The sequence below is a fragment of the Bordetella sp. 15P40C-2 genome (genome assembly GCF_009763235.1).
GTDB lineage: Bacteria > Pseudomonadota > Gammaproteobacteria > Burkholderiales > Burkholderiaceae_B > Bordetella_A.
Map to the genome: position 1 here is coordinate 15340 of NZ_WSJA01000007.1, position 26491 is coordinate 41830.

Annotated in this window: 23 protein-coding genes and 1 pseudogene; 8 read left to right on the forward strand and 16 right to left on the reverse strand. The window is 58.8% G+C overall.

What is annotated here, in order from left to right:
* Positions 1-13: 13 nt before the first annotated feature.
* Both GOQ25_RS03925 and GOQ25_RS03930 read right to left on the reverse strand, forming a co-directional pair.
* Positions 14-466 (reverse strand): GFA family protein, encoded by a 453-nt coding sequence (locus GOQ25_RS03925; RefSeq protein WP_160349147.1) that lies wholly within the window; start codon positions 464-466, stop codon positions 14-16.
* Between the two features lie 63 nt (positions 467-529).
* Positions 530-1441: a LysR family transcriptional regulator gene (locus GOQ25_RS03930; protein WP_160349148.1), complete on the reverse strand. Its 912-nt coding sequence runs from the start codon at positions 1439-1441 to the stop codon at positions 530-532.
* Between the two features lie 121 nt (positions 1442-1562).
* Between GOQ25_RS03930 and GOQ25_RS03935 the strand changes: the two genes are divergently transcribed.
* The gene (locus tag GOQ25_RS03935) at positions 1563-2537 is read left to right on the forward strand and encodes a tripartite tricarboxylate transporter substrate binding protein (RefSeq protein WP_160349149.1); all 975 of its coding nucleotides are present in this window, start codon (positions 1563-1565) and stop codon (positions 2535-2537) included.
* 39 nt (positions 2538-2576) lie between these two features.
* Positions 2577-3290: a PIG-L deacetylase family protein gene (locus GOQ25_RS03940; RefSeq protein ID WP_160349150.1), complete on the forward strand. Its 714-nt coding sequence runs from the start codon at positions 2577-2579 to the stop codon at positions 3288-3290.
* A 109-nt stretch (positions 3291-3399) separates the two neighbouring features.
* Here GOQ25_RS03940 and GOQ25_RS19650 read toward each other — a convergent pair whose 3' ends face one another.
* A complete protein-coding gene (locus GOQ25_RS19650; protein WP_255448214.1) occupies positions 3400-3528 on the reverse strand; it encodes a hypothetical protein in 129 nt (42 codons plus the stop codon).
* A gap of 380 nt (positions 3529-3908) precedes the next feature.
* Between GOQ25_RS19650 and GOQ25_RS03945 the strand changes: the two genes are divergently transcribed.
* Entirely contained in the window at positions 3909-6290 is a 2382-nt protein-coding gene (locus tag GOQ25_RS03945) for an ankyrin repeat domain-containing protein (RefSeq protein ID WP_160349151.1), read from the forward strand.
* 139 nt (positions 6291-6429) lie between these two features.
* Here the strand turns inward: GOQ25_RS03945 and GOQ25_RS03955 are convergent.
* Positions 6430-7336 (reverse strand): annotated as a pseudogene (locus tag GOQ25_RS03955) (tripartite tricarboxylate transporter substrate-binding protein).
* Between the two features lie 178 nt (positions 7337-7514).
* Positions 7515-8405, reverse strand: a complete 891-nt coding sequence (locus GOQ25_RS03960) for a LysR family transcriptional regulator (RefSeq protein WP_160349154.1) — start codon at positions 8403-8405, stop codon at positions 7515-7517.
* Between the two features lie 108 nt (positions 8406-8513).
* Here GOQ25_RS03960 and GOQ25_RS03965 point away from each other — a divergent pair, with 108 nt between their 5' ends.
* Together GOQ25_RS03965 and GOQ25_RS03970 are read left to right on the forward strand one after the other, a co-directional pair.
* Positions 8514-9674: a TauD/TfdA family dioxygenase gene (locus GOQ25_RS03965; protein WP_160349155.1), complete on the forward strand. Its 1161-nt coding sequence runs from the start codon at positions 8514-8516 to the stop codon at positions 9672-9674.
* On the forward strand, positions 9671-10537 hold the full coding sequence (locus GOQ25_RS03970) for an oxaloacetate decarboxylase (RefSeq protein ID WP_160349156.1): 867 nt from the start codon (positions 9671-9673) through the stop codon (positions 10535-10537). The genes GOQ25_RS03965 and GOQ25_RS03970 overlap by 4 nt, the downstream gene beginning before the upstream one ends.
* A 76-nt stretch (positions 10538-10613) precedes the next feature.
* Here GOQ25_RS03970 and GOQ25_RS03975 read toward each other — a convergent pair whose 3' ends face one another.
* Positions 10614-11300 (reverse strand): TetR/AcrR family transcriptional regulator, encoded by a 687-nt coding sequence (locus tag GOQ25_RS03975; protein ID WP_160349157.1) that lies wholly within the window; start codon positions 11298-11300, stop codon positions 10614-10616.
* 135 nt (positions 11301-11435) lie between these two features.
* Between GOQ25_RS03975 and GOQ25_RS03980 the strand changes: the two genes are divergently transcribed.
* On the forward strand, positions 11436-12860 hold the full coding sequence (locus tag GOQ25_RS03980; protein ID WP_160349158.1) for an amidase: 1425 nt from the start codon (positions 11436-11438) through the stop codon (positions 12858-12860).
* A gap of 254 nt (positions 12861-13114) precedes the next feature.
* On the forward strand, positions 13115-14095 hold the full coding sequence (locus tag GOQ25_RS03985) for a tripartite tricarboxylate transporter substrate binding protein (RefSeq protein WP_160349159.1): 981 nt from the start codon (positions 13115-13117) through the stop codon (positions 14093-14095).
* Between the two features lie 51 nt (positions 14096-14146).
* Here GOQ25_RS03985 and GOQ25_RS03990 read toward each other — a convergent pair whose 3' ends face one another.
* From GOQ25_RS03990 to GOQ25_RS04005, 4 genes are all read right to left on the reverse strand, one after another.
* Positions 14147-14818: an isochorismatase family protein gene (locus GOQ25_RS03990; protein ID WP_160349160.1), complete on the reverse strand. Its 672-nt coding sequence runs from the start codon at positions 14816-14818 to the stop codon at positions 14147-14149.
* Between the two features lie 57 nt (positions 14819-14875).
* Positions 14876-15853 carry a tripartite tricarboxylate transporter substrate binding protein gene (locus GOQ25_RS03995; protein WP_160349161.1) on the reverse strand — a complete coding sequence of 326 codons (978 nt, stop codon included), beginning with the start codon at positions 15851-15853 and terminating at the stop codon, positions 14876-14878.
* Positions 15854-16015: 162 nt separating this feature from the next.
* Positions 16016-16909, reverse strand: a complete 894-nt coding sequence (locus GOQ25_RS04000) for a LysR family transcriptional regulator (protein ID WP_160349162.1) — start codon at positions 16907-16909, stop codon at positions 16016-16018.
* A gap of 36 nt (positions 16910-16945) precedes the next feature.
* A complete protein-coding gene (locus tag GOQ25_RS04005; protein WP_160349163.1) occupies positions 16946-17671 on the reverse strand; it encodes an IclR family transcriptional regulator in 726 nt (241 codons plus the stop codon).
* A 163-nt stretch (positions 17672-17834) separates the two neighbouring features.
* Between GOQ25_RS04005 and GOQ25_RS04010 the strand changes: the two genes are divergently transcribed.
* Positions 17835-18743 (forward strand): oxaloacetate decarboxylase, encoded by a 909-nt coding sequence (locus tag GOQ25_RS04010; protein ID WP_160349164.1) that lies wholly within the window; start codon positions 17835-17837, stop codon positions 18741-18743.
* A 72-nt stretch (positions 18744-18815) separates the two neighbouring features.
* Here the strand turns inward: GOQ25_RS04010 and GOQ25_RS04015 are convergent, their stop codons facing one another.
* The 6 genes from GOQ25_RS04015 to GOQ25_RS04040 form a co-directional block, all read right to left on the reverse strand.
* A complete protein-coding gene (locus tag GOQ25_RS04015; protein ID WP_160349165.1) occupies positions 18816-19691 on the reverse strand; it encodes an oxaloacetate decarboxylase in 876 nt (291 codons plus the stop codon).
* Positions 19692-19727: 36 nt separating this feature from the next.
* Positions 19728-20693: a tripartite tricarboxylate transporter substrate binding protein gene (locus GOQ25_RS04020; RefSeq protein ID WP_160349166.1), complete on the reverse strand. Its 966-nt coding sequence runs from the start codon at positions 20691-20693 to the stop codon at positions 19728-19730.
* Positions 20677-22737 carry an NAD(P)/FAD-dependent oxidoreductase gene (locus GOQ25_RS04025; protein WP_160349167.1) on the reverse strand — a complete coding sequence of 687 codons (2061 nt, stop codon included), beginning with the start codon at positions 22735-22737 and terminating at the stop codon, positions 20677-20679. Before GOQ25_RS04025 ends, GOQ25_RS04020 begins: the two co-directional genes overlap by 17 nt.
* Positions 22730-23725 carry a tripartite tricarboxylate transporter substrate binding protein gene (locus tag GOQ25_RS04030; RefSeq protein WP_160349168.1) on the reverse strand — a complete coding sequence of 332 codons (996 nt, stop codon included), beginning with the start codon at positions 23723-23725 and terminating at the stop codon, positions 22730-22732. Before GOQ25_RS04030 ends, GOQ25_RS04025 begins: the two co-directional genes overlap by 8 nt.
* 242 nt (positions 23726-23967) lie before the next feature.
* On the reverse strand, positions 23968-25320 hold the full coding sequence (locus tag GOQ25_RS04035) for an MmgE/PrpD family protein (protein ID WP_160349169.1): 1353 nt from the start codon (positions 25318-25320) through the stop codon (positions 23968-23970).
* Positions 25321-25450: 130 nt separating this feature from the next.
* On the reverse strand, positions 25451-26491 hold the full coding sequence (locus GOQ25_RS04040; RefSeq protein WP_160349170.1) for a tripartite tricarboxylate transporter substrate binding protein: 1041 nt from the start codon (positions 26489-26491) through the stop codon (positions 25451-25453).

Sequence of the window (26491 nt, forward strand, 5' to 3'; positions counted from 1 at the left end):
GGATCGAGCCGGCTCAATTGTCGGCTTGCGGGTTCGGCTCATACCGGAGCCATCCCGCGATAACCGCGCCGCCGCCGGGACGGTCCTTGGGATGTGTCCGGCCCTCGCTCACTGGGATTTCGGCAAAATCGAACGGGCTCATGCCCTCGATGCAGGCCACATTGACACCGTATTGATCCGGCGAAGACCTGCGCTGATGAAAGGTGTAAATCCCGCATTTCGAACAGAAATAGTGCTTCGCCTCGCGCGTGTTGAACTGGTAGAGCGTCAAGGCATCCTCGCCTTGCAGGACCTTGATATCTTCCAGGTTGGCGGACACGGCCACCGCGCCGCGCATGCGACAGTAGGAGCAGTTGCAACGCTTGGCCGTACGCACGCCATCGGAGAGCGCCACGGTGAATCGAACCGTGCCGCAGTGGCACGCTGCAGAGCGAGCGGTGCGGTCGGGGGAGGGCTGTGCAGTCATGAGGTATCGTTACCGAGTCGCTTGTGTCGTTGAATGATGCCATGCCTCGGGGCAAAGCGTCATTTAATGAGGTGGATCCGCCGCAACGATCCGGGCAGCTTGCTCCGCAAATAGCGGCACCGAGGCATTGCCCGGCCGCACGCGTGTCACCATGACAATACGCGATTGCGTCGGTGCGTTCGTGATCCATTTGAAGACCACGCCGGGCGGTTTGGTGCCTTCATAAATACTGGGAACGATCGATATCCCCATATTCGCCGCTACCAGCGCCAGAGTTGTGCTGTTCTCCCGGACCTCTTGCACGATCCGTGGCGCAAAGCCCGCTTGCGTGGCGAGCGTGGTGATGTGTTCAAACAGCCCGCAACCCAGTGCCTGCGGAAACAAGATGAAATCCTCGCGTGCCAGGTCCATCAAGGTCGGCGCAGCGTCCGAATTCGCCAGGCGATGGTCTGCCGAAACAGCTAAAACCAGTTCGTCGCTCCACAACGGTACGACCTCGATAGATCCCGGTGCACGAAACGCATGCGAAGGTCGTAAAAATCCGATATCGATCTCGTCGGCTTCCAGCGCCTGCAACTGCTCGCCGGTGGAGAGGTGCCGCAGGTCCAGGTCCACCCGTGGATACGCCTGCCGGAATGCCCTGAGCAACCGGGGAAATGCCTCGAACATGGGCACCGATGCCGTGAAAGCGACGCGCAGTTTGCCTGCGCGGCCATCGCGCGACAGCGCACAGAGTTCGCGTGCGTCTTCGTATCGACGCAGAATGTCCTGCGCCTGCTCGTAGAACAATCTGCCAGGCTCCGTGAGCCGCACCACGCGGCGCGTACGCTCAAAAAGCTGAACGCCCAGATCTTCTTCGAGCAACTTGATTTGCTGGCTGAGTGGGGGCTGGCTCATGTGCAGCTGTTCAGCAGCCCGACTAAAGCTCAGCGTGTCCGCCACGGTGGCGAAATACCGCAACTGTCGAAAGTCCATGATGTCCCCTAGACCGGCACTCTTATTCGAGTTTCATATCAAAATGAGACGTTAATTGTATTAGACGATATAAGTCTACGGCGGCACAATCGACGTCAACATAATCAGAGGAGACACCCCCATGAATCAACGTCTTGCCCGCTACGTTCAAGCGCTCACCATAACGCTGTCTGCCGCCGTTTCGTCGATGGCGATTGCCGCCGAGTTTCCCGCAGGGCCCGTTACAGTGGTCGTGCCGTACTCGCCGGGGGGTGGCGTCGATACCGTGGCGCGCATCATCACTCAGAATATGGCAAAAGCCTTAGGGCAGCCCATAGTCGTGGAAAACAGACCCGGCGCCGCCACCAACATTGGCATGACCTATGTGGCTCGTGCGCAGCCTGATGGCTACACGCTGTATGCGGCCTCCAATACCATCACCACGAACAAAGCCCTGTACGCCGATTTGCCGTTTGAACCGATGCAGGCCTTCAAGGCCGTCGGCAAGATCGGTGAAGCCCCCTTGGTGGTCGTCGTCAACAGCACGTCGCCTCATCAAACCCTGGACGACCTGGTGAAGTACGGTCGCAGCCATCCCGGTGAATTGACCTATGGGACGGCCGGCGTGGGCAGCTCGGGGCATATGGCAAGCGAACTTTTCGCCAGGGCCGCCGATTTCAAGGCGCTACACGTCCCGTACAAGGGGGGCACGCCCGCGGTGACCGATCTGCTAGCCGGCCGCTTGTCCTTTATGGCAATCAACCCGATCGAGGTGGTCGCGCACGTTCAGTCTGGAAAGCTGCGCCCGTTGGCCGTATTGAACGACGATGGCACCCATCTGCTGCCCGACCTGAAAACAGCGAAGGAGCAGGGGGTCAATGTTGAGTCGACGGTATGGTGGGGCCTTGTCGCTCCCGCAGGAACGCCCGACGACGTTACGCAGAAGCTACACACTGCGCTGCAGACCACGTTGCGTGACCCGGAAGTGATCGACGCCATGAAAAAGCGCGGCGCTGCCGTACAACCAGGTTCGTCCGAGGCATTCAAGACGTTCATGGATCACGAGACCACCAGTTTGTCCCAAATTATCAAAGAGGCTGGCATCAAGGCGGAGTGACCCGTTGGCCAGCCGCATCACCACTTTGGAAGTACAGATATGACTCAAAAAACCATGCTGGTCATCAGCGCCCATTCCGCCGATTTCGTCTGGCGCGCGGGCGGTGCCATCGCCCTGTATGCACAGCGCGGCTGGAACGTCCATGTCCTGTGTCTGTCGTTTGGCGAACGCGGTGAGTCCGCCAAAATGTGGCGCCAGCCGGGCATGACGCTGGAACAAGTCAAACAAGGCCGCCGGGAAGAGGCCGAGCGCGCCGCCGAGATCCTGGGAGCTTCGGTCTCGTTCATGGATTGCGGCGACTATCCGCTGCGCGTGGATGACGCTGCGCTGTTCAGAATCGTTGAGGTATATCGCACCCTACGTCCGGAGTTCGTACTGACCCATTCGCTAAAGGACCCGTATAACTTCGATCATCCCTTGGCGACCCATCTGGCGATGGAGGCTCGTATCATTGCGCAGGCCCATGGACATTGCCCGGAACAGGAAGTCATTGGTGCTCCGCCCGTATACCTGTTCGAGCCGCATCAGCCCGAGCAGTGCGAATGGAAGCCCGAGTTTTTCCTTGATATCTCGCCCGTGTGGGAACGCAAGCGCGCCGCGTTCGAGGTGATGGCCGCGCAAGAGCACCTCTGGGAATATTACACGCGCGTGGCTCTGCAACGTGGCGTGCAGGGCGTCCGTAACTCAGGGCGAAAGATGCAGTATGCGGAAGCATATCAGTGCGTTTACCCGCGCGTGTCCGACGCGTTCTAGGCCGGAACTGGCCCACTGACAACGTCGGCTGGCCAGTATTCGCTATATCTCTCTGGTCCGTTCCCTCTCGCGAACAACATTCAACCAGCTCGCGGGAGTCGCGGCGCGATTACTTACCTCCCCCCGCTTGATATTGCATCGAGGCTTGCGCCATGGCCTCGCGCATGGCATCTAACTGGCAGATGTCGTCGTTCACTATGCGTTTCCCCATGGAAAACTGCACTATGGGTGCAGCCATGCGCAATCGACAGCTGCGCACCGGACAACGGTGCGGCGTTGACTACGCTGCTGAATAATCCGGCCTGAGACCTTCCATGCGTCTGATTTAAAAGGCCGCCGGAACCCCGCCCGTCACGTCGTCACTAATCGCTGTGACTGTGAATTACTTTAGTTCACATGACTCCCCGTACCCCGCTCACCACAACGTTCAATCGTGCTGAGCGCGCGTGACCATAAGCGCATCTACTCGGGTGCGCCTGACTCCTTTCGCGTTATTTATTTTATTTCCACGGAATCCCTGATGTCGCCTATTGGAAGCCCCCCCCTTCGCCTCAAGACTCGAGTCACATCCTCGACGCTGACACCGAAGCAAAGATCCGTCAAAAGATGATAGAAGCGATGATGTCAGTGGCTATCAAATCTAACGATGTGGAATTGTTCAAGCAGCGGGTGGCCGAGAATTCAATCGACCTTGCCACCTACCGCTTCGAGGACAGGAATACCTTCCTGCATAGCGCGATAGCCTCCGGCAGCCATAGAATCGCTTTGTATCTCACCGGCTTGGACGGGGATGCCGAGCGACCGACTGACTTTGCGGTTCAACGGCTACTCTGGAGCTACGGTGAGGGCTGCAACACTCCCTTGCAGTTGGCGGTTCAGCTCCGCAAGAACCCCAATTGGGTGATGGCCTTGCTCATGGCTGGCGCCAGCGACTATAACCATTCGGCCTTGATCTGGGCCGCAGAACACGGTCACCTGGGAATTGTCCGGATGCTGATTCGGGCAAATGCACACGCCCACCTGCGGGAAAAACTGGGTCTAGTTGTGGAACGCGTGCAGGAACATGTCAACGCTGGCTCATATGGTATTGCCCTCGCCCAAGCGATGGCGAACGCCGCAGGGAGCGGGCACAAATTGATCGTGCAGGCGCTGATCAATGTGGGCGCTCGGGATGCAGACGGCGCTGCGTTGAAAAAGGCGACAGATAGAGGCCATCTGGAAATCGTCGACACGTTGGTCGACTCGCTTGCGTATGATCTAAGGCAACTCTCTTACGCCATGATGTACGCAGCGCAAGTAAGAGACAGCGTTATTGCGCAGCGTCTGTGCGCGGCGGGCGCTAACCCATCTCTGGCATTGGCATTTGGGTATGAGGGGGTGGCCCCTTTACGGTGTGCAGGCAAAGTCGGCGGCGTGGGAATTCTCGAAGAGCTCGGAGCTGATGCATCCACCGCCATGCAAATTGCACTACACCATAAGCTGCGACCAATAGTGAGCAAGCTCTCCTTAATTGGCGGGAACATTGCGAAGGCGGTGGAAAATGCCGCTGTTCGTAACGATTCGTGCGCCTTGCACTGGCTGCTCGAAGAAGGCGGAACTGCAACGTGGGTTCAAGCCATGAAAGCACTTGCGCAAAGGGGCGATCTGTCGGCGTTAGCGTTCTTGAAGAAGAAGCTCGAGCGTCGCCTGGACACTGCGCTGGCTCCGGCGCTGATGCGTCTAGCGAAGGATGGTCGAGTCGCCGCCATTCAAGTCCTGACTCGCCCCGAGCCGAAAGGGCAACTGCCCTCGTTCTGGCGCGAATTGGCCGTTGATGGCGACTGGCAAGCACTGAAATTATTGAAGGATTCGAATCTTTCCAGCCCGGAGACGCTGGAGCTTCTTGTCCGAGAGCGACATCTAGCCGCGGTAAAAACCTGGGTCAGGGCGAATATAGATACGGCCACGCTGCTCCATACGCTGCACGGTCGGTACCTCGAAAAGGCTGGTCGGGAGGGGCATGAGTTCAATGACGACAGTTGGAAGGGCATGGAATTATTGATCCTTGCGGGGGCAGACGCGTCCGTGCTTCCCGCCAGCGTAAAAGATCGCATATATCAATCGATCGCCTCTCGCGAGAGGTTCTTCGCCGGCTTGGCGCCGCAACCAAGGGATCGACATCTTATCCGTGCGGTTCAGAACGGATCCGTGACGGATATAGCCTTGTTGTTAGCGCGCGATGCAAGCCCGATCGCCGTACTGACGACGATGGATCAATCCCAACGTAAGGACGCTATTCAAAATTTGACCAGGGCAGGTATGGATGCCTCCCGAATCTTGATCGACTGTGTCCGAAACAACCGTATCGAGCTGGCCCGACACCTCATCGATGCAACGGAACCGGATCCTTCACAAGAACAAACATGGGCGTCCCGAGACGTGCTCGCGACGCAGGCCCTGATGCGCCTTCTTTCGGAAGGTGATCTGAAAACGGCGGCGGCCTTTTTGCCTGACCTGACCGATGGTGCGACGGCGCTCGCGCGCTATGCGCAAATGCATGACGATGCATCTCTGACGACGCTGGTACAGCTGGGGGCCCATGCTTCAGCGGCCTTACTAAATCTATTATTGTCTGAGGATTATGCAGCGGCCGGCAGACTGATCGCTTTAGGGGCTGATGTCGACACGACTTTCATGCTGATGTACTCGGATGGGAAATATGGTGTCCCTGACTTTTTAACCAAATATCAGATTCGACTGTCACTGGCTGATGTGGGAGCGGAGTTCAAGCGCGCATTGCTGCGTGCGGCTGAGCTGCGCGAACTGTCGGCGGCGAGGGAATTGTTAGAGTTCGATGATGCAAGAGCGTTCCAGTTTTATTGGGAACTCGCCAGAGACCAATCTCTCGATGAAAACATAAGGGCCCACCATTTGCAGTTTTTGCGTGATGCCGGGCTGAACCCCGACAAAAAACCAATAACCATGCCGAGCATACCGCAGAACTCGCCCCAATCGACTTGAAGCGCCAAGCGTCAAGTCGTAGCGTTGGCGAAAGGGATGCTTACCTGCGTGAAGGATGGGCTGCGCCAAGCCGCATCCTTGATCGAAGGCTGACGCGTCGAGTCAATGCTTAGCGCGCACATAGTGCGCTTGGAGAATCTCAGCCTGCACTCGCCCCTGACGCCTGCACGATCTTGCCCCAGTTTGAAATTTCGGTTTCAACAAATCGTTGGAAATCCTGCGGACTGCCGCCGACAGTGAGCAATCCCTCTCCTAACAGATGCTCCTTGATCGAGGGATCACCCAATATCTCTGCTGCAACTTGCGAGAGTCGCTGGGTGCGCGTGGGGTTCATGCCGGCAGGCCCTAACAGGCCATACCATGCGCTGCGCACTGCTGACACCGAGCGCTTTGACCGACTTCGCAGCCAGTTGTCCCTTTGCCAAGGCCGCCCCGGCGAACAGCAAATTGACCTGGCCCCCGAGCAAATCGTTCATAGCCGGCGCGGTGCCCTTATATGGCACAGACAACATATCCACGCCTGACTGCAACTTGATCACCTCTGCGCAAAGATGCCCGGCCGAGCCAATCCCCGGTAGTGCAATGCTCAGTGCGCCAGGTTGTGTTTTCGCCAGAGCGATCAACTCGGTCATGTTGTTGGCGTTGACCGATGGATGGGCTAGCAGAAATGAGGGCGCATTCGCGACATGAGAAATTGGCGTGAAATCCTTTACTGAATCAAACGGCAGTTTGGGATATAACGTCGCGTTAATTGCATGGCTCGTGTAACACATCAGCAGCGTACGACCATCATTAGCGGACCTCGCGACCTCCTGTGCCGCGATGTTGCCGCCCGCGCCAGGACGGTTCTCCACTAAAAACGTCTCGCCGAGTCGGTTTCCGATTTCGGCTGCGAGCACACGTGCCACGGTGTCTGTGCCACCGCCGGTGTCGCGCCAACGATGATGCGCGTCGTCGGCGTTTGCGCCATGCTCACACCACAGGCGGCCAAGGCGCCCGCGCCCATTACGCCCATAAACGCTCTTCTTTTCATGCCGTGTCTCCATCCTGCCTGATATTAGGTCTGGCAGTAGTCTATTCACACCGCAGTCTTGAAGAAAAGCGAACTTATTTGAACTTCTTCTTAAAGAAAATTGATTAGCAAGGTGGCGGCAGGCACTTGGTTTCCCGCTTTTCTACAGGGCAAAAACGACGCCTCCGTCTCCTGTGTTGCCGGCATGAAGCTCACGTGGATAAACGCTTCTGGTATTCCATAGAAGCTTGCGCCATGGCCTCGCGCACGACCTCTAAAGGGCGGCTGTCGTCGTCCACTTTGCGTGTCACCATGGACAATTGCAATAGGGGCGCCGCCTTGCCCAGTCGAAAGATGCACACCGGATAGCTGTGCAGCGTCGCGGGGTCGGGGCGCTGCACAACCGACAGCCCCAGTCCTGAACTCACCATGGCCACGATGGCTGAGGCGTTGTCGAACTCCAAGGTACTGCGCACGTCACCGATCTGATTCGCCACGTACTGTGCAGCCATACTTCCGGTAACTGTTTTCCGGTCATAGCGGATCCATTCCAATTGCCGAAATAGTGTCGGGATCGGCGTGTCCGGGGTGTCTGGCGGCGCCACAATGACGAGTTCGCGACGCAGCATGGGCGTCCAGGACAGCCGGCCGGCCTTGATCTCGGGCGGCTGAGCCACGAGCGCCGCGTCGATCTCCCCCGCCTTGAGAGCGCTTAGCATCTGGCTACTGCGCCCCCGGACCGGAACCACGTCGAGCTTCGGGTGCCGGGTGCGGATATAGCGCAGCATGCCAGGCAATACGGCCGGCTGCATCGACTCGATTATCCCGATCCGGACCACGCCCTCAATCGCCAGCGGCGTCCCCGATCTCAATGCTTCAAGGCCCTTTAGCGCATCACGCAGCGTGTCGGCTACCTCGTGGGCGAGTTGCGTGGGGCGCACTTGCAGACCAGAACGATCGAACAGGGGTTTGCCCAAATAGACCTCCAGCTGCTTCATCTGCATGCTGACGGCACTAGGGGTGATGTTCATCAAGCGCGCCCCGCCTACGAATGTCCCGGTCTGCAGCACCGCCTCCAGGGTGGCGAAGGTCTCGATCTTCATCAAAAATCCTTATCAAACTCTTCAAATAACATCGCTATTCTAAATGAAGCCTGCTGTCTACACTGTCCGCTATTAGCTAAATCACTAGAGACATCACGGAGAAATCGGATGACAGCCATCGCGCAAAATCGCCCTCAACCTTGGAAAGCGGAGCAAGTCCGCCAAGACGATTCATGGATTCTGCGACTGACCGCCGAGGAGGTCGATGGCGTGCGAGCCGCACTGGCCCACGCCAAGCAACTGGATAAGCCGCTGCTGGCCATGGAACAGGCCGATTTCCCGCTGCCGGAGGTCTCCCGTCGCGCCTTGCAGGCCGCCATCGACATGACCCAACAACGTTGGGGTCTCTGCTTGCTGAAAGGCTTCCCCGTTGACGAATGGACTGAAGAGGAAACGCGCCTGGCGTACTGGGGCATGTCGCTTTATATGGGCGTAGGCCGCACTCAGAACCGTGCCAGCCAGTTCATTAACGACGTGCGCGACGCGGGCGGGGAATATAAGGTCAAAGGCGGACGCGGTTACAACACGAATGCAGGCCTGGATTTTCACCAAGACTCGTGCGATGTCGTGGCCCTGCTATGCCGACGCACGGCAAAATCAGGGGGCACCAGCAAAGTCGTCAGCTCGCTCGCTCTGCGTGACGAAATTCAAAAGCGCCGCCCCGATCTGATCCCCGTGTTGCAATCACCGTTTTTCCACAGCTATCAGGGCACGCAAGATCCCACGCAACCGCCGTACTATCGTCTGTCGATTTTCGGCACGCACCCCGAGTATTTCGCTGCGCGGACGAACCGCAAAAACACGGTCGCTGCACAACGCGATTTCCCCGAAATCCCCCGCCTGACCGAAGCACAGATCGAAGCCCTGGATCTGTTGGACGAACTGATGCCCAGCGATGAGTTCTGCTATTCGATGGAACTGGAGCGCGGCGATCTGCAGTTGCTGAACAATTATGTCACCCTGCACTCGCGCACGCCGTTTGAGGACTACGAGGATCCGGATCTCAAGCGTCATCTGCTGCGTCTTTGGCTTGCCATCCCTGGTTCGCAGCCTTTGCCGGATAGCTGGGTGGAGTATTACGGCGACGTGCGTGCGGGCTCCGTACGCGGGGGTGTGCGCGGCAGCTCGATTACCGAGGAATTCCTGGCCTATGAGGAGCGTCAGGCACGGGCGATGAGTATGCCCTTTGAACCCTGGAAGCCCTACATCACCAAGGATGAAATGGACGCCTATATCGCCACCACGCAATCCGGAGCCGTGCCCGCATGACTACGCCCTCACTCCGCGAACGACTCGCGAGCGGCCCTGCGGTCCTCGCCCCAGGCGTCTATGACGCGATGACGGCCCTCATTGCCGAGCAGATGGGATTCGATGCGCTTTATCTGTCAGGCGGGGCAGTCGCCTACACCCAGCTCGGCCGATCCGATGTGGGGCTGACCACCGCCAGCGAGACGGCCGATGTTCTGGCTCGCATCACCGACCGGGTCTCTTTGCCGGTGATCGTCGATGGTGACACGGGTTACGGCAATGCCCTCAATACGCAGCGTACGGTTCGGGATTTCGAGCGCGCGGGCGCTGCGATGATTCAGTTGGAAGACCAGACCTTTCCTAAACGCTGCGGCCATCTGGAAAACAAGACCTTGGTGTCCACCCAGGAAATGTGCGGCAAATTGCGCGCCGCGCTCGATGCCCGGCATTCGAGCGACACCCTGATCCTGGCCCGCACCGACGCCGTCGCTGTTGAAGGACTGGATGCCGCGCTGGAGCGCGCCGACGCCTATCTGGCCTGCGGCGTCGATGCCTTATTTATCGAAGCCGTCGTCTCCGCAGCCGATATGGACCGCGTCTGCGGAAAATACGCGGCCACGGTACCGTTGCTGGCCAACATGGTGGAAGGGGGCAAAACGCCGGTCGGCAGCGTCGATGAGCTGTCTGCACGAGGCTACAAAATCGTTATTTACCCGCGCGGAACCGCGCGATTTGTCTCGCGTCAATTGCAACGCTATTACAGCAGTCTCAAAACCCACGGAACCACTCAGCCGCTGTGGGGCGAGATGAATGACTTTAATGAGCTCAATCAATTGATCGGAACACCCGAGCTTCTTGAGCAAGGTCGCAAGTACTCGGCGTAATCTTCGCCATCGCGTCTGCGGTGGAGGCACCGCAGACGTATTAGGACGATCAAAACGCAGACACGGCCTGTGCGATTTAATTGGCCAACGGCTGTCCAAAGCCAGCCAGAATCATTCCGATCACGCGGTCGACGTGACGCTGATCTAATTGATGAACCGGCACTTCGGGCAAGGTCTCATCGGGTGGCACGGCCAATCGCTCGAACCGCCGGGAAATGGGATCGAGGTTGGCCAGCATGTGAATGGCCGAACCACGTGCGAATTCATAGTGCCAGATCACGCCTTCCTGATCCAGATGCGGGAATGTCCGGGCGATGGCAGCCATAAATCGACGTGCAACGTGCTGATTGCTGTCAAAGGTGTGATACCAGGTTCGCGTATCGATGCGCATCTGGAACACGCTGCGCACATACAGGCTGCCGCCGTCTTTCGCGCGCGACATCGTGAGAATGGGCTCGATGAGCGCGGCCAGAATGTCACGCGCGGCCAGCGGTTTGCCGGCCGCCTCGGCTTCCAAGGCATCAAGCCGCTCAAGCCGCGCGCGATTGACGTCCCCCGTGATCTCCCGGTGGGCGAGGTTGACCAGGCCGTCCTTGGATTGGAAATAGTAATTCACCGCCGCGCCATTGGCGCCGCAAGCCGTAGTGATATCACGCACGGTCGTGCCATTGGGCCCCTTGCGAGCCACGAGCTCTTTCGCCGCGGCCAGGATGGCTAGGCGTTTAGGGCTGTGGTGACGGTCCGGGTCTTCGAATTCTTGCATAGCTAGTGCTGCTCCTGGTGCAACTTGTCCCCCGGACGTCTGCGGGTTTGTACCAACTAAAAACGCCTTGCGCCGTGGCGACCTTGGCCATGATAATTCAAACAGACAGTTAAAACGTTTGTTTAATACGGACATATGGATTTAAAGTTTCTCTCCGCGCGAGATCCAGCCTCGTTTTCCGTGGCTCAGGCCAGTGCGTTGATCGACGCCGGTGAGTTGAGCCCCTCGGACTTGCTGCAGGCGGTTCTCGACAGGATCAAACGGGTGGACGGGAGGATTTATTCCTATCTTCGTTTTGACGAAGATGCCGCCCGCGATGCCGCTGCCGCCGCTACCGTCCGGTGTGAACAAGGCAAGCGGCTCGGGCCGCTCGATGGCATTCCGTTTGCCGTGAAAGACAACATCTATACGGCGGGAATGCCGACGACGGCAGCATCGCGCGTCCCGCAGCGCCATGACCCTTCATTGCATGCCACGTTGGTCGCGCGACTACAGGCTGCCGGCGCGGTGTTGATCGGCAAGCTAAACACGTGGGAATACGGTACTGGGACGGGTGCGGTCCATTTCGATTTGGACACACCGCCGGCATACAACCCCTGGAATCCTGAGCACTTTACGGGCGGGTCCTCCAGCGGAGCCGGGGCTGCTGTCGCGGCAGGAACCGCATGTTTTGCGATCGGGACCGATACAGGAGGCTCCGTTCGTTTGCCGGCTGCCGCCTGCGGCGTAGTGGGTCTTAAGCCTACCTTCGGTCGCGTGAGCCGCCATGGCGTCATGCGCAATTGTGCGAGCTTTGATACGGTGGGTCCGCTGGCGCTGACCGTCGAAGACGCATGTCTGGTGTACGAGGCGCTCGCCGGCCATGACCCGGCGGATCCAGTCAGCCTGGCCGAGGCGGTCCAACCCGTTTTGCCCACCCTGAACGCAGGCGTAGTCGGATTGCGCGTAGGCGTAGTGCGCCGCATGGACCCCACAAGCGGCGTAGAGGCGGAAATTGACGAGGCATTGACGCAGGCCAGCAAGGTTCTGCTGGCTCAGGGCGCTGAATTGCGCGACATCGCGCTGCCCCTCGCGCCTGCCGAGTTCCGCGCCGTCACGGCACCGATCAATCGTTATGAGTGCTACTCGGTGCACGAACAGGATTATCTGGCTCATGCCGATGCGATGGGCCGCTCGTTACGGGAAAAGCTGCAGATCGGAAAGGATATTCGGGAACACGACTATCAGGAGGCATTGCGTAAACGCCATGAGTTGGTCGCGCGTGTGGATGGCTTATTCGATGAGGTCGATCTTCTGCTGGTGCCGATGACTGACCGGGTTGCACCGGCCTTCTCGGATGAGCAATCCGTCATTGATTTCACGACACGTTCGGCAGGCAGCCTGTTCTCGCTGACCGGTCATCCGGCCGTGTCCGTACCGGCCGGCTTCACCGCGAAGGGGCTACCCATCGCGGTTCAACTGGCAGCGGGATTTTTGCAGGAAGCGCGTTTAATGCGTGCGGCTCGTACGCTGGAGCGCCACTTTACCCCTGAGCCACGCCGTGCTCGGGTATTTGATTAAGCCCTTGGTTGGATAGCTTTACTGGAGGTATGCGCCGCTCGCCATGACATTGATCCGACAGAAACGCTAAGCGACTTTGCCGCTGCGAACGAATACACCAGGATGTTCTGTCGCCGGAGGAACAAGCCTTTACGCCCACCGGCACAATAATGATTCAAGAGGAAAGCCATGCAGGACCACCGAGCTGTTCAATATCCTAATTTTGTCGTCCCGTGCGGTTGCGGCCGCCGCCAGGTGGCCTGAAGGAGCATGAGATGAGGCTATCGAAATTTTTCCGTCGCATCGCGTGCTTGCCACTTTGCCTGGGTTTGCTGTCCAGTCCGGTTGTCATGGCTGAGACCTATCCGAGCCAGCCAGTGAACCTGGTTGTAGGCTTTCCCGCCGGCGGCCCGACCGATTTGATCGCGCGGCTCATCGCCCAGCATCTGGGTGATGATCTCGGTCAGAAGTTCATCGTGGAGAACAAGGGCGGCGCGGGCGGCAATATCGGCACCAAGGCGGCCGCAAGGGCCAAGCCGGACGGCTATACGGGTCTGGTTGCGAGCTTGAATTTGACCATCAACCCTTGGATGACCGAGGGCTTGGACGTGGACAGCCGCAAGGATCTGATGCCGGTGCGCACCGTCGCCGTCGCGCCGACGGTCTTGGTCGTGCGTAACGATTTCCCTGCCAATAATTTTGCTGAATTTGTCGAGGCGGTGCGCAAGGCGCCGAACAAGTACAACGCCGCGGCTCAAGGTGCGTCCCCCTTGCTGGCGGTGGAACTGTTTACTCAGCTTACGAATACGCAGATCACTCCTGTGCCATATAAAGGCGCGGCTGCCGCGATGGTGGATTTGATCGCAGGGCACGTGGATATGTCGTTTGCGACGCTGGGTTCGGTGTTGCCCCATATCAAGAGCGGCAAAGTGCGCGTCTTGGCCGTTGCCTCGCCGGAACGTTATGTCTCTCTGCCTGACACGCCGACCTTTGCCGAAGCGGGCATGCCCGACTTTCGTTTCGATTCGTGGACGGGGCTGTTGATGCCGGCCGGCACGAGTCCGGCTGTGATCGATACGTTAAAGCAATCGCTGGACAAGCTCGTGGTGTCGCCGGATTTCGAGAAGCAAGTGCGCGAAATGGGCATGGGTCCGGTGTTGCAGGATTCGCCGGCTGAGTTTGCGAAGACGATTGACCGCGAACTCGTGCTGTATGAAAAGCTGGCGGCTTCGGCGCGTAAGAAGGTCGAAAAATGATGTAAAAAAAACGCTGACCCTCGAGTCAGCGTTTTTTTTACCAGAGGCGGTTCAGCCAAACTTTTTCTGCAACTCGTCAATAACGTAATCCAAGGACTCGACATCGGCAAACTTCATGTCCAGATCGAACAAGTTGGCCTTGTGAGCCTGGGGGCTACGATCGCCGCAGGCTTCCTCGATCAGCACGACGCGGAAATTATGTGAGAACGCGTCCACGGCAGAGGCGCGCACACAACCCGAGGTCGAGATGCCCACCATGATGACGGTATCGACTTCGTCGTAGCGCAGAAAATCGGCCAGCATCGTGCCAAAGAAACCCGAGGGCTTGTTCTTCATGACGACGCGATCGCCTGGCTGGGGGGCGTAGCTCTCTGGCCACTCGTCGGCTTTTGGATCTGCGACGAATTGCACATCGTCCGGACGTGCCAGCTTCAGGTTCCACGCACCCCGATACGAGGGCAGTGAGCGATCGTCCCGCCGGGTGTAATAGATCGGCAGATTGAGCTCGCGAAACAATGCCGTAATGCGCTCAATCGCGGCGACCAACTCAGGCATGGCCGCGCCGCAGAACGAATAAGATGGATCCACGAACATGTGCGTGGTGTCGATATTTACGAGTGCCGGGCGCTTGCCGATTCCCAGGCGATTGGCAAACCCTCCTTTACGGTATGTTTCCAGCTCTTCGTCGGGCACGTAGCCGCGCCATTTTTCCAGCTTGTCCATTTATGATCCCTATCTGCTTCGTAATATGCACGTGTCTGCAGGTGCGCTGCGACGCGGTTACTGCTGGGTGATGTTGTTCTGGCGAATAACTTCACCCCATTTTTCGGTCTCTGATTGCACTAAGGTGCGGAATTGCTCTGGCGTTCCCCCTCCGGGGCGACCAGCCATGCCGCGGATGCGCGAAACGATCTCCGGATTTTTCAGGATGTCGTTGACCGTCGAATTCAGTTTTTCCACGACTTGAGGCGGCGTGCCTGCCGGTACGAAAATGCCGTTCCACGACAGCACCTCGAAATCCGGATAGCCGGCTTCGGCCATGGTGGGGACGTTCGGCAACTCAGGCATGCGCTGCTTGTCTGCCACGGCGACGGGGCGAATGCTGCCATCTTGCATACTAGGCAGCGCCGATAGAGCCGTCTTGAATCCGGTTTGCACGTGACCAGCGATCACGTCCGTTAGCGCAGGGGCGGCGCCTTTGTAAGGTACATGCAGCATGTCGGTGCCGGTGCGCAGTTTGAACAACTCTCCGGCGAGGTGGGGCGAACTACCCGAGCCGGTCGAGGCGTAGCTCAATGCGCCGGGCTTTTCTTTCGCCAAGGCGACGAGTTCGGCGACCGATTTCACAGGGAGCTTGGATGTCACGACCAACACGCTCGGTGAGGACATGAACTGCACGACGGGAATAAAGTCTTTATTTACGTCGTGATGAATATTCTTTAACAGGCTGGCGTTGATTGAATTGGCAATGGTGCCCAGCAGTAGGGTATAGCCATCAGCCGGTGCTTTAGCGACATCCTCAGTGGCGATATTGCCATTGACGCCGGGCTGATTTTTGACAATGACGGGTTGCTTTAACGCAGTCTGCATGTGACCCGCGATCAATCGGGAGATCACATCGCTGGCACCGCCTGGGGGATAGCCGACGATAAAGGTGATGGGTTTGCTGGGATAGTCGTCTGCGTGCACCGCGGGAGCGCCAGACAGGATAGCCAGGCTCAGTACGCTGAGAGTGGCGTGTTTGATAGACACCTTCATATTTTCCCCTAGACGGTTGTTGCTCGCCGGTATGGCCGCAGGTAATCCGGTCATCCGGCCTTATGTTCACTTTGTTGTGAGCCATTCTAGGGACGGGCGAGTCATGTCGCCAGCGAGGATTTCAAACTTGGGAATGAGGAAAATCGAATGCTCCTCTCGGAGCTAGAGCCAGCGGTTGCGTCCGGCAGCAAGGTCAGCGGCATGGATGACCGCATCCTTGATCACAGAGAGAACGCGGTCCGAGGATTCGCCTTTGCGGGTGACCAAGGAAAAATACATGCGCGGGGCGTGAGGCCCGAGCCGAACTTCACGGACCGGGTAGCCGACAAAGGCACGTCGATCCGGCCAGGCCAAGATCGAAATGCCTAGCCCAGCCGAGACCATGGCGAGAATCGCATGCGTGGAGTCCATCTGTAGCGTACCTCGTGCGGTATTTCCCGATGCAGCCAGATAGCGATCGATGGCAACAGCAAGGTTAGAGCCGCGTCCATAACGAATGAGGTCATGCGACTGGAGCAATGCAGTAGCGCTGTCCTCGGTGGAATCTTTCGGGGCAATCAGCACCAACTCGACTTGCAGCAGTGGCAGCCAGTCGAGGCGTTTGTTCCGTTCCTCGCCGGGAAACGCGACGATGGCCGCGTCGATAGTGCCTTCTTTCAGCCCGTTGAGTAATCCCAAGCTGGTGTCGCGCACTGGGCGCACACTCAGACGCGGGCTGTGTTGACGGATATAGCGCAAAGCATCGGGCAAGATATGCGCTTGCATGCTTTCGATCGCGCCGAGAGCCACGCTACCTTCGATCACGGAGGAACCGCGGCGTCGCAGCGACTCCATCTGATCCAGGGTGCCGCTAATCAGTCCCGCGACTTCGTGGGCAAGGGGAGTGGGTTTGATGGTGGTGCCGCTACGATCAAATAGCGGTTGACCGTAATATTCCTCCAGCCGCTTCATTTGCAGACTGACGGTGCTTGGCGAGAGATTGACCTCGATGGCCGCCCGGGCAAAGCTGCCGTGTTTGATGACGGCACTCAATGTCGCAAAAAAAGCCAGGTTCATGAGGGCTATTCCTGGGGAATCGGCATGGCGTCACACCTATTCAACGCGCGGGGAGCCGCCGAGCGCCGCGGTTAGCGACTTTGCTGCACGTCTGAGCACCGGCACATGGGTCTTGCGAAAGCGGTGCGCCGGCATCGTGAGCGTGAGTGCGCCTGCCAACTGTCGGTCCGGGTAGAACACGGGAGCCGAGATCCCTGCCAGATCCGCCGAGCGATCACTGACTGGCATGCTCATGTAGCCTTCGGCGCGGATACGGTCATAAATATCGCCGGTCGCACCGGAAAAGGCTTGCAAAACATGCCCACCGCTGCCTTGATCCAGCGGAAGCAAATCACCCGCGCGACTCTGGTCTGACAGCGGTTCGGGCGAATTGACTCGATATAGAAGCAGTCGTTGTTCGCCCTGGCGCACATGAAACGACGCGCTCTCGCGCGTCTGAGCTACCAGAGTCTGCAATACCGGCAGCACGATGTCTTGCAAGCGAAACGAAGCGGCATAAACGCGATTCAAGTGTGCAGCGGACGGGCCGAGCCGGTATCGGGCTTCGGCGTCACGTTGCACGAAACCCGCATGGATCAGGGATGCCAGTAGCCGCAGGACGGTACTGGGCACCAGCGAGACGCGCTCGCTCAGCTCTCGCAATGTCACGCCTGCGTCGTCTTCTCGAAATGCCATCAAGACGGCCAGTGCGCGGTCAACCGCGGTGACGCCTCCATCGGCGACTTGAGCAGGATCGGGCTGACGTACGGGATAGCGAGCCATAGCAAAACCTTCGCCATCCTTGACAGAAGGAGCGGGCGCCAATATTCTATTAAGAAGAATTCAATTCTATTAGATAAAATTTATTCGATCAAGTGGTTTACGACCTTGGGCTTGCGTACTGTCGCGAGCATGGCGGATCCACACCATCAGGAGCTTTGCATTCATGTCTGATTCCCGCGACTACCCGTTGGGCCTACGCCAATCCACGGGGCGAAATGCGGCACTGCGCCGGCACATTGCAGCACCCGACGTGTTGGTGGCGCCGGGGGCCTACGACTGCGTGGGCGCACGGTTAATCGAGCAGGCGGGTTTCAATGGGCTATATCTGACCGGCTCGGGCATGTCGATGTCGGCTCTTGGCGCGCCGGATGTGGGTTTGATGTCGTTTGCCGAGATATTGGACCGCGCCACACGCGTGGCCGACGTGGTGTCGATTCCGGTGATCGTCGATGCAGATACGGGCTATGGCGGCCCCTTGAATGTGATTCGTACCGTGCGCGCCTTCGAACGCGCGGGCATCTCTGGCATTCAGATCGAGGACCAGTCGTGGCCCAAAAAATGCGGGCACGAAGGCGGGCGAAATCTGGTGACGACGCAGGAAATGGTGGGGCGCCTAAAGGCTGCCGTGGATGCGCGTATCGATCCGGATCTGGTAATCATTGCTCGTACGGATGCACGCAGCGATCACGGCCTGCAGGCAGCATTGGACAGGGCAGCCGCCTACGTCGAAGCGGGTGCCGACGTCATTTTTGTGGAGAGCCCGGAAAACGAACAGGAGTTGGCCGAGGTAGCCCGCCAGATCAACGCGCCGGTATTGGCCAATATGGTCGAGGGTGGCCGTACGCCCATTACGCCCGCAGCGCGTCTGCGTGAACTGGGCTTCGCTATGGCGATCTATCCCAACGCCATCACGCGCTGTTTTGCCCACGCGGGGGCCGCGATGCTTCAGGACTTGGCGGCAAACGGCACCACGGCCAACTCTGCGGACAAAATGTTGTCTCACCGGCAGCTATGGACTTTGTTTGAATACGAAAAATGGACGGCTACCGAAGACCGGTTGAAGCAGGGTTAGCGGGAAGGGAAGCGACATGTCTGTAGGCACAACCACCACGGTATCCGGTGCAGCGCTTCTCAGCCAGAGCTATTAGGGTTTCGCATAGCGTTGCTCCAGGGCGTCGTACAAAGGCTTGTTGACCAGACGTTGCCGTTCGGCAAAGGGCGCGAGCAGTGCAGGGTCTTCGTCCAGTTTGCCATCGCGCTTGAGAGCTGACAATGCATTCTGCATGCCCAACACCGCCCCCTGCAACGCGGCGTTAGCGTACAGCACCAAGCTATAGCCAAGGTCGCCGAGCTCCGACGCCGTCAGCGTGGGAGTTTTCCCGCCCACCACGATATTGATGAGCAAAGGTTTGTCCAATAGCTGCGGGATCTTGCGGATCTCCTCCAGGCTTGTCATGGCCTCTACAAACAGAATGTCCGCGCCCGCCTCCGCAAACTTTTGAGCACGCTCGATCGCGGCGTCAAAGCCTTCCACGGCGCAAGCATCTGTACGTGCGATGACCTGGAAATCGGGGTCATTGCGTGCGTCGGTGGCGGCGCGAATTTTGTCGAGCATCTCAGATAGCGGCGCCACCGCCTTGCCGGCAAAGTGCCCGCAACGCTTGGGAAAGACCTGATCTTCGATCTGCACCGCATCGGCGCCCGCGCGCTCCAGCGTGCGCACGGTATGCCAAGCGTTCACCGCGTTGCCGAATCCGGTGTCGATATCCACGATCAACGGCAAGTCCTCCACCGCCTCCCGAATGCGTGTCGTGGCGTCTGCCACGTCGCGCAAGCCGATGATTCCCAGGTCCGGCGCACCATAGTGCATATTGGTCAGACCCGCGCCCGTCAGATAGACCGCCTCAAAGCCCTGGTCGGCAACGACGCGGGCGCTCATGGCGTTAAACGCACCGGCCACGATCAGGCCATTACGGCGCCCGACTTTCTCGCGCAAAATTTGCTTGGATGACTGAATCATCAGAATCTCTATCGATATACGTACGTTGAAGTGGCCTCATTCAAGGCGGATCTTAGCGTCTTTAATCAGTTTCTCCCATCGTTGGGCTTCGCTGTTGAGGAATTCGCCCGCACCTTTTGGCCCGTCATTGATGGTGTTGATTCCGATGTTCTGGAGACGCTCGCGCAGATCCGGCTGATCCAATGCCTCGGAAAATCGCTGGGCCAAGGTCCCGACGACCTCGTCTGGCACCTTGGCCGGCGCCGCCAGCATGTACCACGTCGTGGAGGCATAATCTTTTACGCCTGCCTCCTCGATGGTGGGGATCTCGGGCGCGATGGGCGAACGGACCCGTCCCGTCTGTCCCAAGCCCTGCAGGCGACCATTTCGTATAAAGGCCAGGCTCTCCGCGATAGGCTGTACGGTGATATCCGTTTGTCCCCCTATGACATCCGTCATTGCCGCTCCGCCGCCCTTATAGGGTACGTGCAAATATTGCAGACCCGTCATGGCCCGCAATACTTCTCCGGCCAGATGCGACGAACTCCCGTTACCCGAACTGCCAAATCGAATAGCATCTGGCGCTTTCTTGCTAGCGGTCACGAGTTCGTCAATGGATTTCACTCCTAACGATGGCCGGGCCAGCAGCATCAACGGCGCCTCGCCCACCAGAGAGATGGCCTTGAAATCGCTGAGCTTGTACGGCACCTTTGCGTACAGGCTGGGATTGATGGCAATGCCCGGCGTAGCAAACACGACGGTGTAGCCGTCGGGCGCTGCGTTGGCCACCGTTTCAAGCGCCAGGTTGCCGCCCGCACCGGGCCGATTTTCAACCACAAAATTCAGACCTGACATCTCGCCGACCTTTTGAGTCACCATGCGCCCGACGATATCGGCGCTGCCCCCGGCGGGAAACATGATGACGACCCGTATCGGTTTGCTGGGATAGTCGTTCGCTGCACTGGCGGCGGGGGCTAACGCTGACATCGCGCTGACAATGACGAGCCTATAGATGTTCTTCATGATGCGGTCTCCGTTTTGTTCTATGAGAGGGGCTCCCGACCCCATCGCGATTACTGTTGAGGTCCATCAACAAGGCTGTCATCGCGGCATCGCGAATCGCCGCCAGAAAATCCCCCGGCTTATTGCAGTCCCCGATCCGGGTGAAAGGAATGCCGCTGGCCTGAACACTTTCGAGCGCACTGAGTTTTGGCCGTGGTCCGGTAGCGAAGATCAGCCATTGCCCCATACGCAGGCTCGCCGGGGGATCGTCCCCACGCTGGTACGCCATGCGGTCGCCTTTGATCTCCATGATTCGGGCGTTGGTGATTATCTCAACGCCCGCCGCCGCCAATCGTTCGATTAGCTCAAAGCGGTTGTTGCGCGCCATTCCGGTCGCAATGGTTGGCATTCGCTCGACGATGGTGATACTGGCCCCGCGCACACGCAACGCATCTGCCAGTTCCGCGCCCACCATACCGCCCCCTACGATGGTCACGGGCGTGCCTGGCTTGAAACTCTCTAATCTTTCGAATGCATCCCAGGCGTGCATCACGCTAACTGTCGCGGCTAGACCGCTGACGTCCACCGGTGGTGCAGCGGGCGCGGACCCCGTGGCGAGCACGATATGGTCTGGCGCAAACAACCGGATTTGTTCGGTGTCCACCCCGACGCCTAGATGAAGCGGCACACCCATGGTCTTCAGACTTTCCCACCGATAGCTCCAGATCGGTACCACCTCCTCTTTATCCGGCGCGGCCACCGCCAGCGGCACCTGCCCGCCGGGTTGTGGCCGCGCCTCCCAAACTTCGACGTCGTGTCCACGCCCCTTGAGCACGCGCGCGGCCTCCACCCCGGCCACACCCGCGCCCACCACCATGACGCGCCGACGGCCGTCTGCGGGGGCCGGAAAAAGCTGCGGCTCCGCGTACTCCAGCGCCTCGAATTCGGTGCCAACCATCGGGTTCTGGACACAAGACACATCCTTCTCCAGCGTCAAGCGATCGAAGCAGACGTTGCAGGCGATGCACTGCCGAATCGGCGCGCGGATCTTCCCAAACGCCTTGTCACACCAGTAGGGATCGACATAGAGCGCGCGGCCGACAGACACGAAGTCCGCCCCGCCCTCGGCCAGAACATGTTCGGCGTCTTGCGGACTGACAATCCTGCCGGCCAGGAACACCGGGATGGACAGCGCCTGTTTTATTGGTTTCGCATAGGGCAGCAGACAAGCCCTGGGAAAGGACGGCGGCTGAATACAGAACTTCGACAGCTGCGGACTTTCATTGCTCCCCCCGGACAGATCGATGGCATCGACCCCGGCATGCTCCAACGCTTGCGCGAGCGCAATAATCTCCTCTTCGGGGTAGCCGCCGTCAGCAAACTCGCTCGCCGATAGCCTCACCACCAGACAAAGTGCTGGCAGCGCCTCGCGCACCCGCGCGACCGTCTCCAGGAGAAACCGCATGCGGTTCTGCAGAGACCCGCCATAGGCATCGGTCCTCTGATTGATGCGGCGGCTAAAAAACTGTTGAAACAGATAACCATTGGCCGCGTGAATTTCGACGCCGTCATAGCCCGCCAGCCACAACCGGCGCGCGCTGGCCACGAAGAGTTTCTGGATCTCCACAATCTCTTCGACAGTCAAGGGCCGCACTTTGTCGCCCGTGTTCGGATTTACCCATGGAGAGGGCCCGACCGGCTCCATGTTCAGCACGGAACGCCTGAGCAACCCGCCGCGATGATTCAGTTGACCAAACACATGACAGTCATGCCGCTTGATCGCTTCCACAATGCTGGCCAAACCTGGAATGAACCGGTCGTGATAGCAGCACAAGGAATTGTGATGGGGGCGTGCCTGCTCGGTGACGACCATGGCCTCTGTCATGATCATGCCCACGCCGCCTTTGGCGCGCATTTCATAGTATTGCTTGTCACGCTCCGTTGACAGACCGTCGGTCGTACTGTAATTCGTGCCCATCGGGGCCATCACGACACGGTTTTTTAAGCGCAGCCCGCCAATCCGGCCAGGCTGCGCCAATAACATGTTGGCCGCAGGCTCAATCATCCGTCTTGACTCCCGCGTCTTTAATAAGCTTGCTCCAGCGTTGTCCTTCTTCCTTCATGAACGTATCAAAGGCGGCCGGGGATGCTTGAGTAAAGGGGCCAATTCCGAGTTTTTCCAGTTTTTCCTTGGTGCTCGGGTCGTTAACCGTTTTGACGAGCGCATCATGCAGCTTCTCGCGAATCTCCATGGGAAGACCCTTGGGGCCCATCACGGCAAACCAATTGAATGCAATGACCGACGGCAAGCCCGCTTCCACGGTGGTGGGAACCTCGCTCATGGCGGGCGAACGCTTGGTATCGGTGACGACGATAGGCCGCAGCCGCCCCTCAGTAACGAGCTTGTGCAACGCGGGCAAGTCCATGATGATGCCGTTCACATGCCCGCCCACGGCGTCGACCATTCCGGGGCTCGCTCCCTTATACGGCACGTGGACGATCCTGCCCTGGGATTGCGCCTTCAGTAATTCGATCGCCAGATGGGGCAAGCCGCCGTTGCCGGCCGAGGCTAATGTCACGTCTTGCTTTTTCGATAAAGCAACCAATTCGGCCAGGCTTTTCGCGGGGACATTCGGATTGATCGCGATTAACTCGGGCGTAGCTGCCACGGTCGTGATCCCCGACAGGTCCGTATACGGGTCATACGGCAAATTGGGGTACGCGTAATAACTCAACAGCAACGGACTGACGCTGCCCAGCGTGATCGTGTAGCCGTCAGGCTTGGCGCGTGCCACGTACTCCGTGCCAATCGTTGCGTTGGCACCGGGTTTGTTCTCCACGATCACCGACGTTCCCAACAGCTCTCCTAACTTGGGTGCGATGATGCGAGCCACAATATCGTTCGACCCGCCAGGCGGAAAGCCCACCACCATGGTGATCGGCTTGGACGGATACGCATTAGCGGCAACCCCAGGTAGCGCAAGGCATGTCATGGGAGCCGCCACGACGGCTTGCAGCAGGCGACGACGGACGACAGAGAGTTGCTTGATCATGATGATTGCTTTTTATGGTCGCCCGCCGCGATGACGAGCAGGGCCGTCATCGTCAACAGTCGACCAACCTCCTATGAGATGTAGTGGTTAGTTCTTCTATACCGAATGCTCGGCCCGCTGCCGTGATCATGAACTCCGGAGAGCAACGAAACTCCCCACCCTCGCCGGCAAAAGCCGCAGCAACCATAGCGGATCTGATGTCCTTTGATGATTGGTGCTAATGCGTATAGCCCTTGCGCACATCAATTGGATGCTGGCGCCAGCACGCGCATCAACACCCCGATATCGCGGCATTGTTCGATATTGGCCACCATATCGGCCGCCTCGGCGGATCGCGACTGCCCGATTACCGGGATCGTCAAACTGTCGAATTTGGCTTGCAGCTCCGCATCGGACATCGAATTCTGGATAGAGCCTTTGGGATAATCGACTTGGGCTTCGTGGCGGGTGCCATCGTCCATTTCTACGGTGAGTCGGCAAGAAACGCCGCGCGGAAGCGAGTCATCCACAGTGATTTTCAGCATCTCCGACAGCCGGAGCAGCATGGGCTCTTTCAAGCGCGCGTTGTTATATTGCGGAAACAGCGCCTGCCCGTCCGTGAAGGCAACCGCCACTGAGTACGGCAGGCTCACCTGTGCCTCGTGATAGGTCTGCGGGCTGGCGTTCTGATGGTAGTGTGCCCAGTCTGGGTGACGCGCCATGGTCATGCTCTTGATGCGATTCAGATCCGGCGCATGTTTTTTGCGTATTTCCAATGCGCAGTCAATCGCGTTGTGGATGGGCCGCGCGCACGAGTAGGGTTTGAACTCGATATCGAGCTGATAAGGCTTATCCAGATCCAAAGATAGCTGCCCGGGGTCGTTCTGATCTGTGAACGCCTTGAGCCAACCCCGCTCACCCTCGAAAATCGTGGCCGCGCCCGTGAACCCCATATTGGCCATCGCCGCGGCTGTCACGCCGCCTCGCGACGCCGGCCCCGGATTAAAACGCTTTTGCATTGACGGCCCGTACATCTCCATCAGCCCGCCCGACTGGGCGCCCGCCAGGCCTAGTGAAGACACCATCTGCTCCTCCGAGTTGCCCAGGAGCAGTCCCGCAGCCACGGTGGCGCCAAAGATCCCGCAAGTCGGCGTCGTATGGTAAGCCCGGTTGCGCAAAGAATTGTTGGCGGCTTTACTCAGCCGCTCCATCATTTCGCAGCCTGCTGCTAGAGCGACCAGTAGATCGCGCCCGTCACGCCCCTTTTGCTCGGCGGTGGCTAGCGCGGCTGAATAAACCGGGGGGCTAAAGTGGAATAGCGCCAGCACATCGATGTCATCCAGTTCCACGCTATGCGAGGAAATCGCATTGGCCAGTGCCGCCTGCATCGCGGGGGCACGGCGACCGTCGCCGATCAAGGTGGCCTCTTCGAACCCGCCGCTTGACATTGCGTACTCGCGGGCGACTTTGCCACTGCCGGTCTGACTGCCGGCCACCGCCACTCCTAAATAATCCAGCAGGAGGCGTTTCACTGCGCGGCGATTCTCCTGCGCGAGCGTGTCGTAGTCCAGCGCACAAAAATGGGCCGCCAACTGTTCCGCGAGAGTTTTCTTCATCACTATCATTTCCATCAAAAAGGTGCATTGGCACTCAAGCGCCCGCCTGCGGCAGCCACGCTTGGGTTGAGAAATCGGACCTACAGAATCACGTAACGGTCTCAGTCCTGGAGCTGCCGGGAGCGCAGGCTTATTGCGCGCGCAAGCCGACGTCCTGAGCAATCTTGCTCCACTTGGTCACCTCGCTAGAGACCAGATCGCGCCAGTGCTGCGGCGTGTTTTCGCCTTCGACCGGATCGAAACCAGCCGCGACCATTTCCGCGCGGAATTTCGGGTCTTTAAGAATCTGTACGACCTCCCGATTCAGTCGTTCGATAATCGGGACGGGCGTACCCGCGGGCGCATACAATCCGCTCCATTGCAGCGTTTGAAAGCCCGGAACGCCGGCTTCGGCAATCGTGGGGAAATCGGGCAGTGTGGGCGAGCGACGCTCATCGCCTATGCCCAACACTCGCAATGAGCCGGCCTGCACATGCGGCATTGGCGCGGCCGCTCCGCTCATCGCCAGTTCAACTTGTCCGCCCAACAGGTCGTTCAGCATGGGGCCCGAACCGCGGTAGGGCACATGCACGATATTGATACCCGTCATGGACTTGAGCAGCTCCATAGGCAAGGCATTGGCATTCGAACTCGAGCCGTAATTAAGCTTGCCCGGATGCTTTTTTGCGTAGTCGATAAGCTCTGTCAGCGTCTTGAATGGCTGTTTGGCATTGACAAGCAGCAAGACCTGCTGGTTGGCGGTCTGCACGATAGGGGCAAGATCGCGAGATGTCTCGTAGGGAAGCTTCTTGCCTAGCGCTTGGTTATAGGCCTGGCTGGTTCCATCGATGAGCAACGTATAGCCATCCGGCGCAGCCTTCACCACGGCGTCGGTGCCGATGCTGCCATCCGAGCCAGGTCGATTTTCGGCCACGACTGGTACGCCCAGTGATTCGGTTAGACGCCGTGCCAGCATGCGGCCGAGCAGGTCTGTACCGCCAGCGGGCGTATACGGCACTATGAGCCGGATGGGTCGCTCCGGCCACTCACCAGCCAAAGTGGTCGAAGGCAAGGCCGCCATCGCGACGAGCCCCCCTAACATCGCCGCAAAGAGACGCTGCCCCGCGACACAGCGGCGTCCATCCGTCCTTATTCTTTTATGGTGATGAGACGAGTTGCTATCAACAGTCAT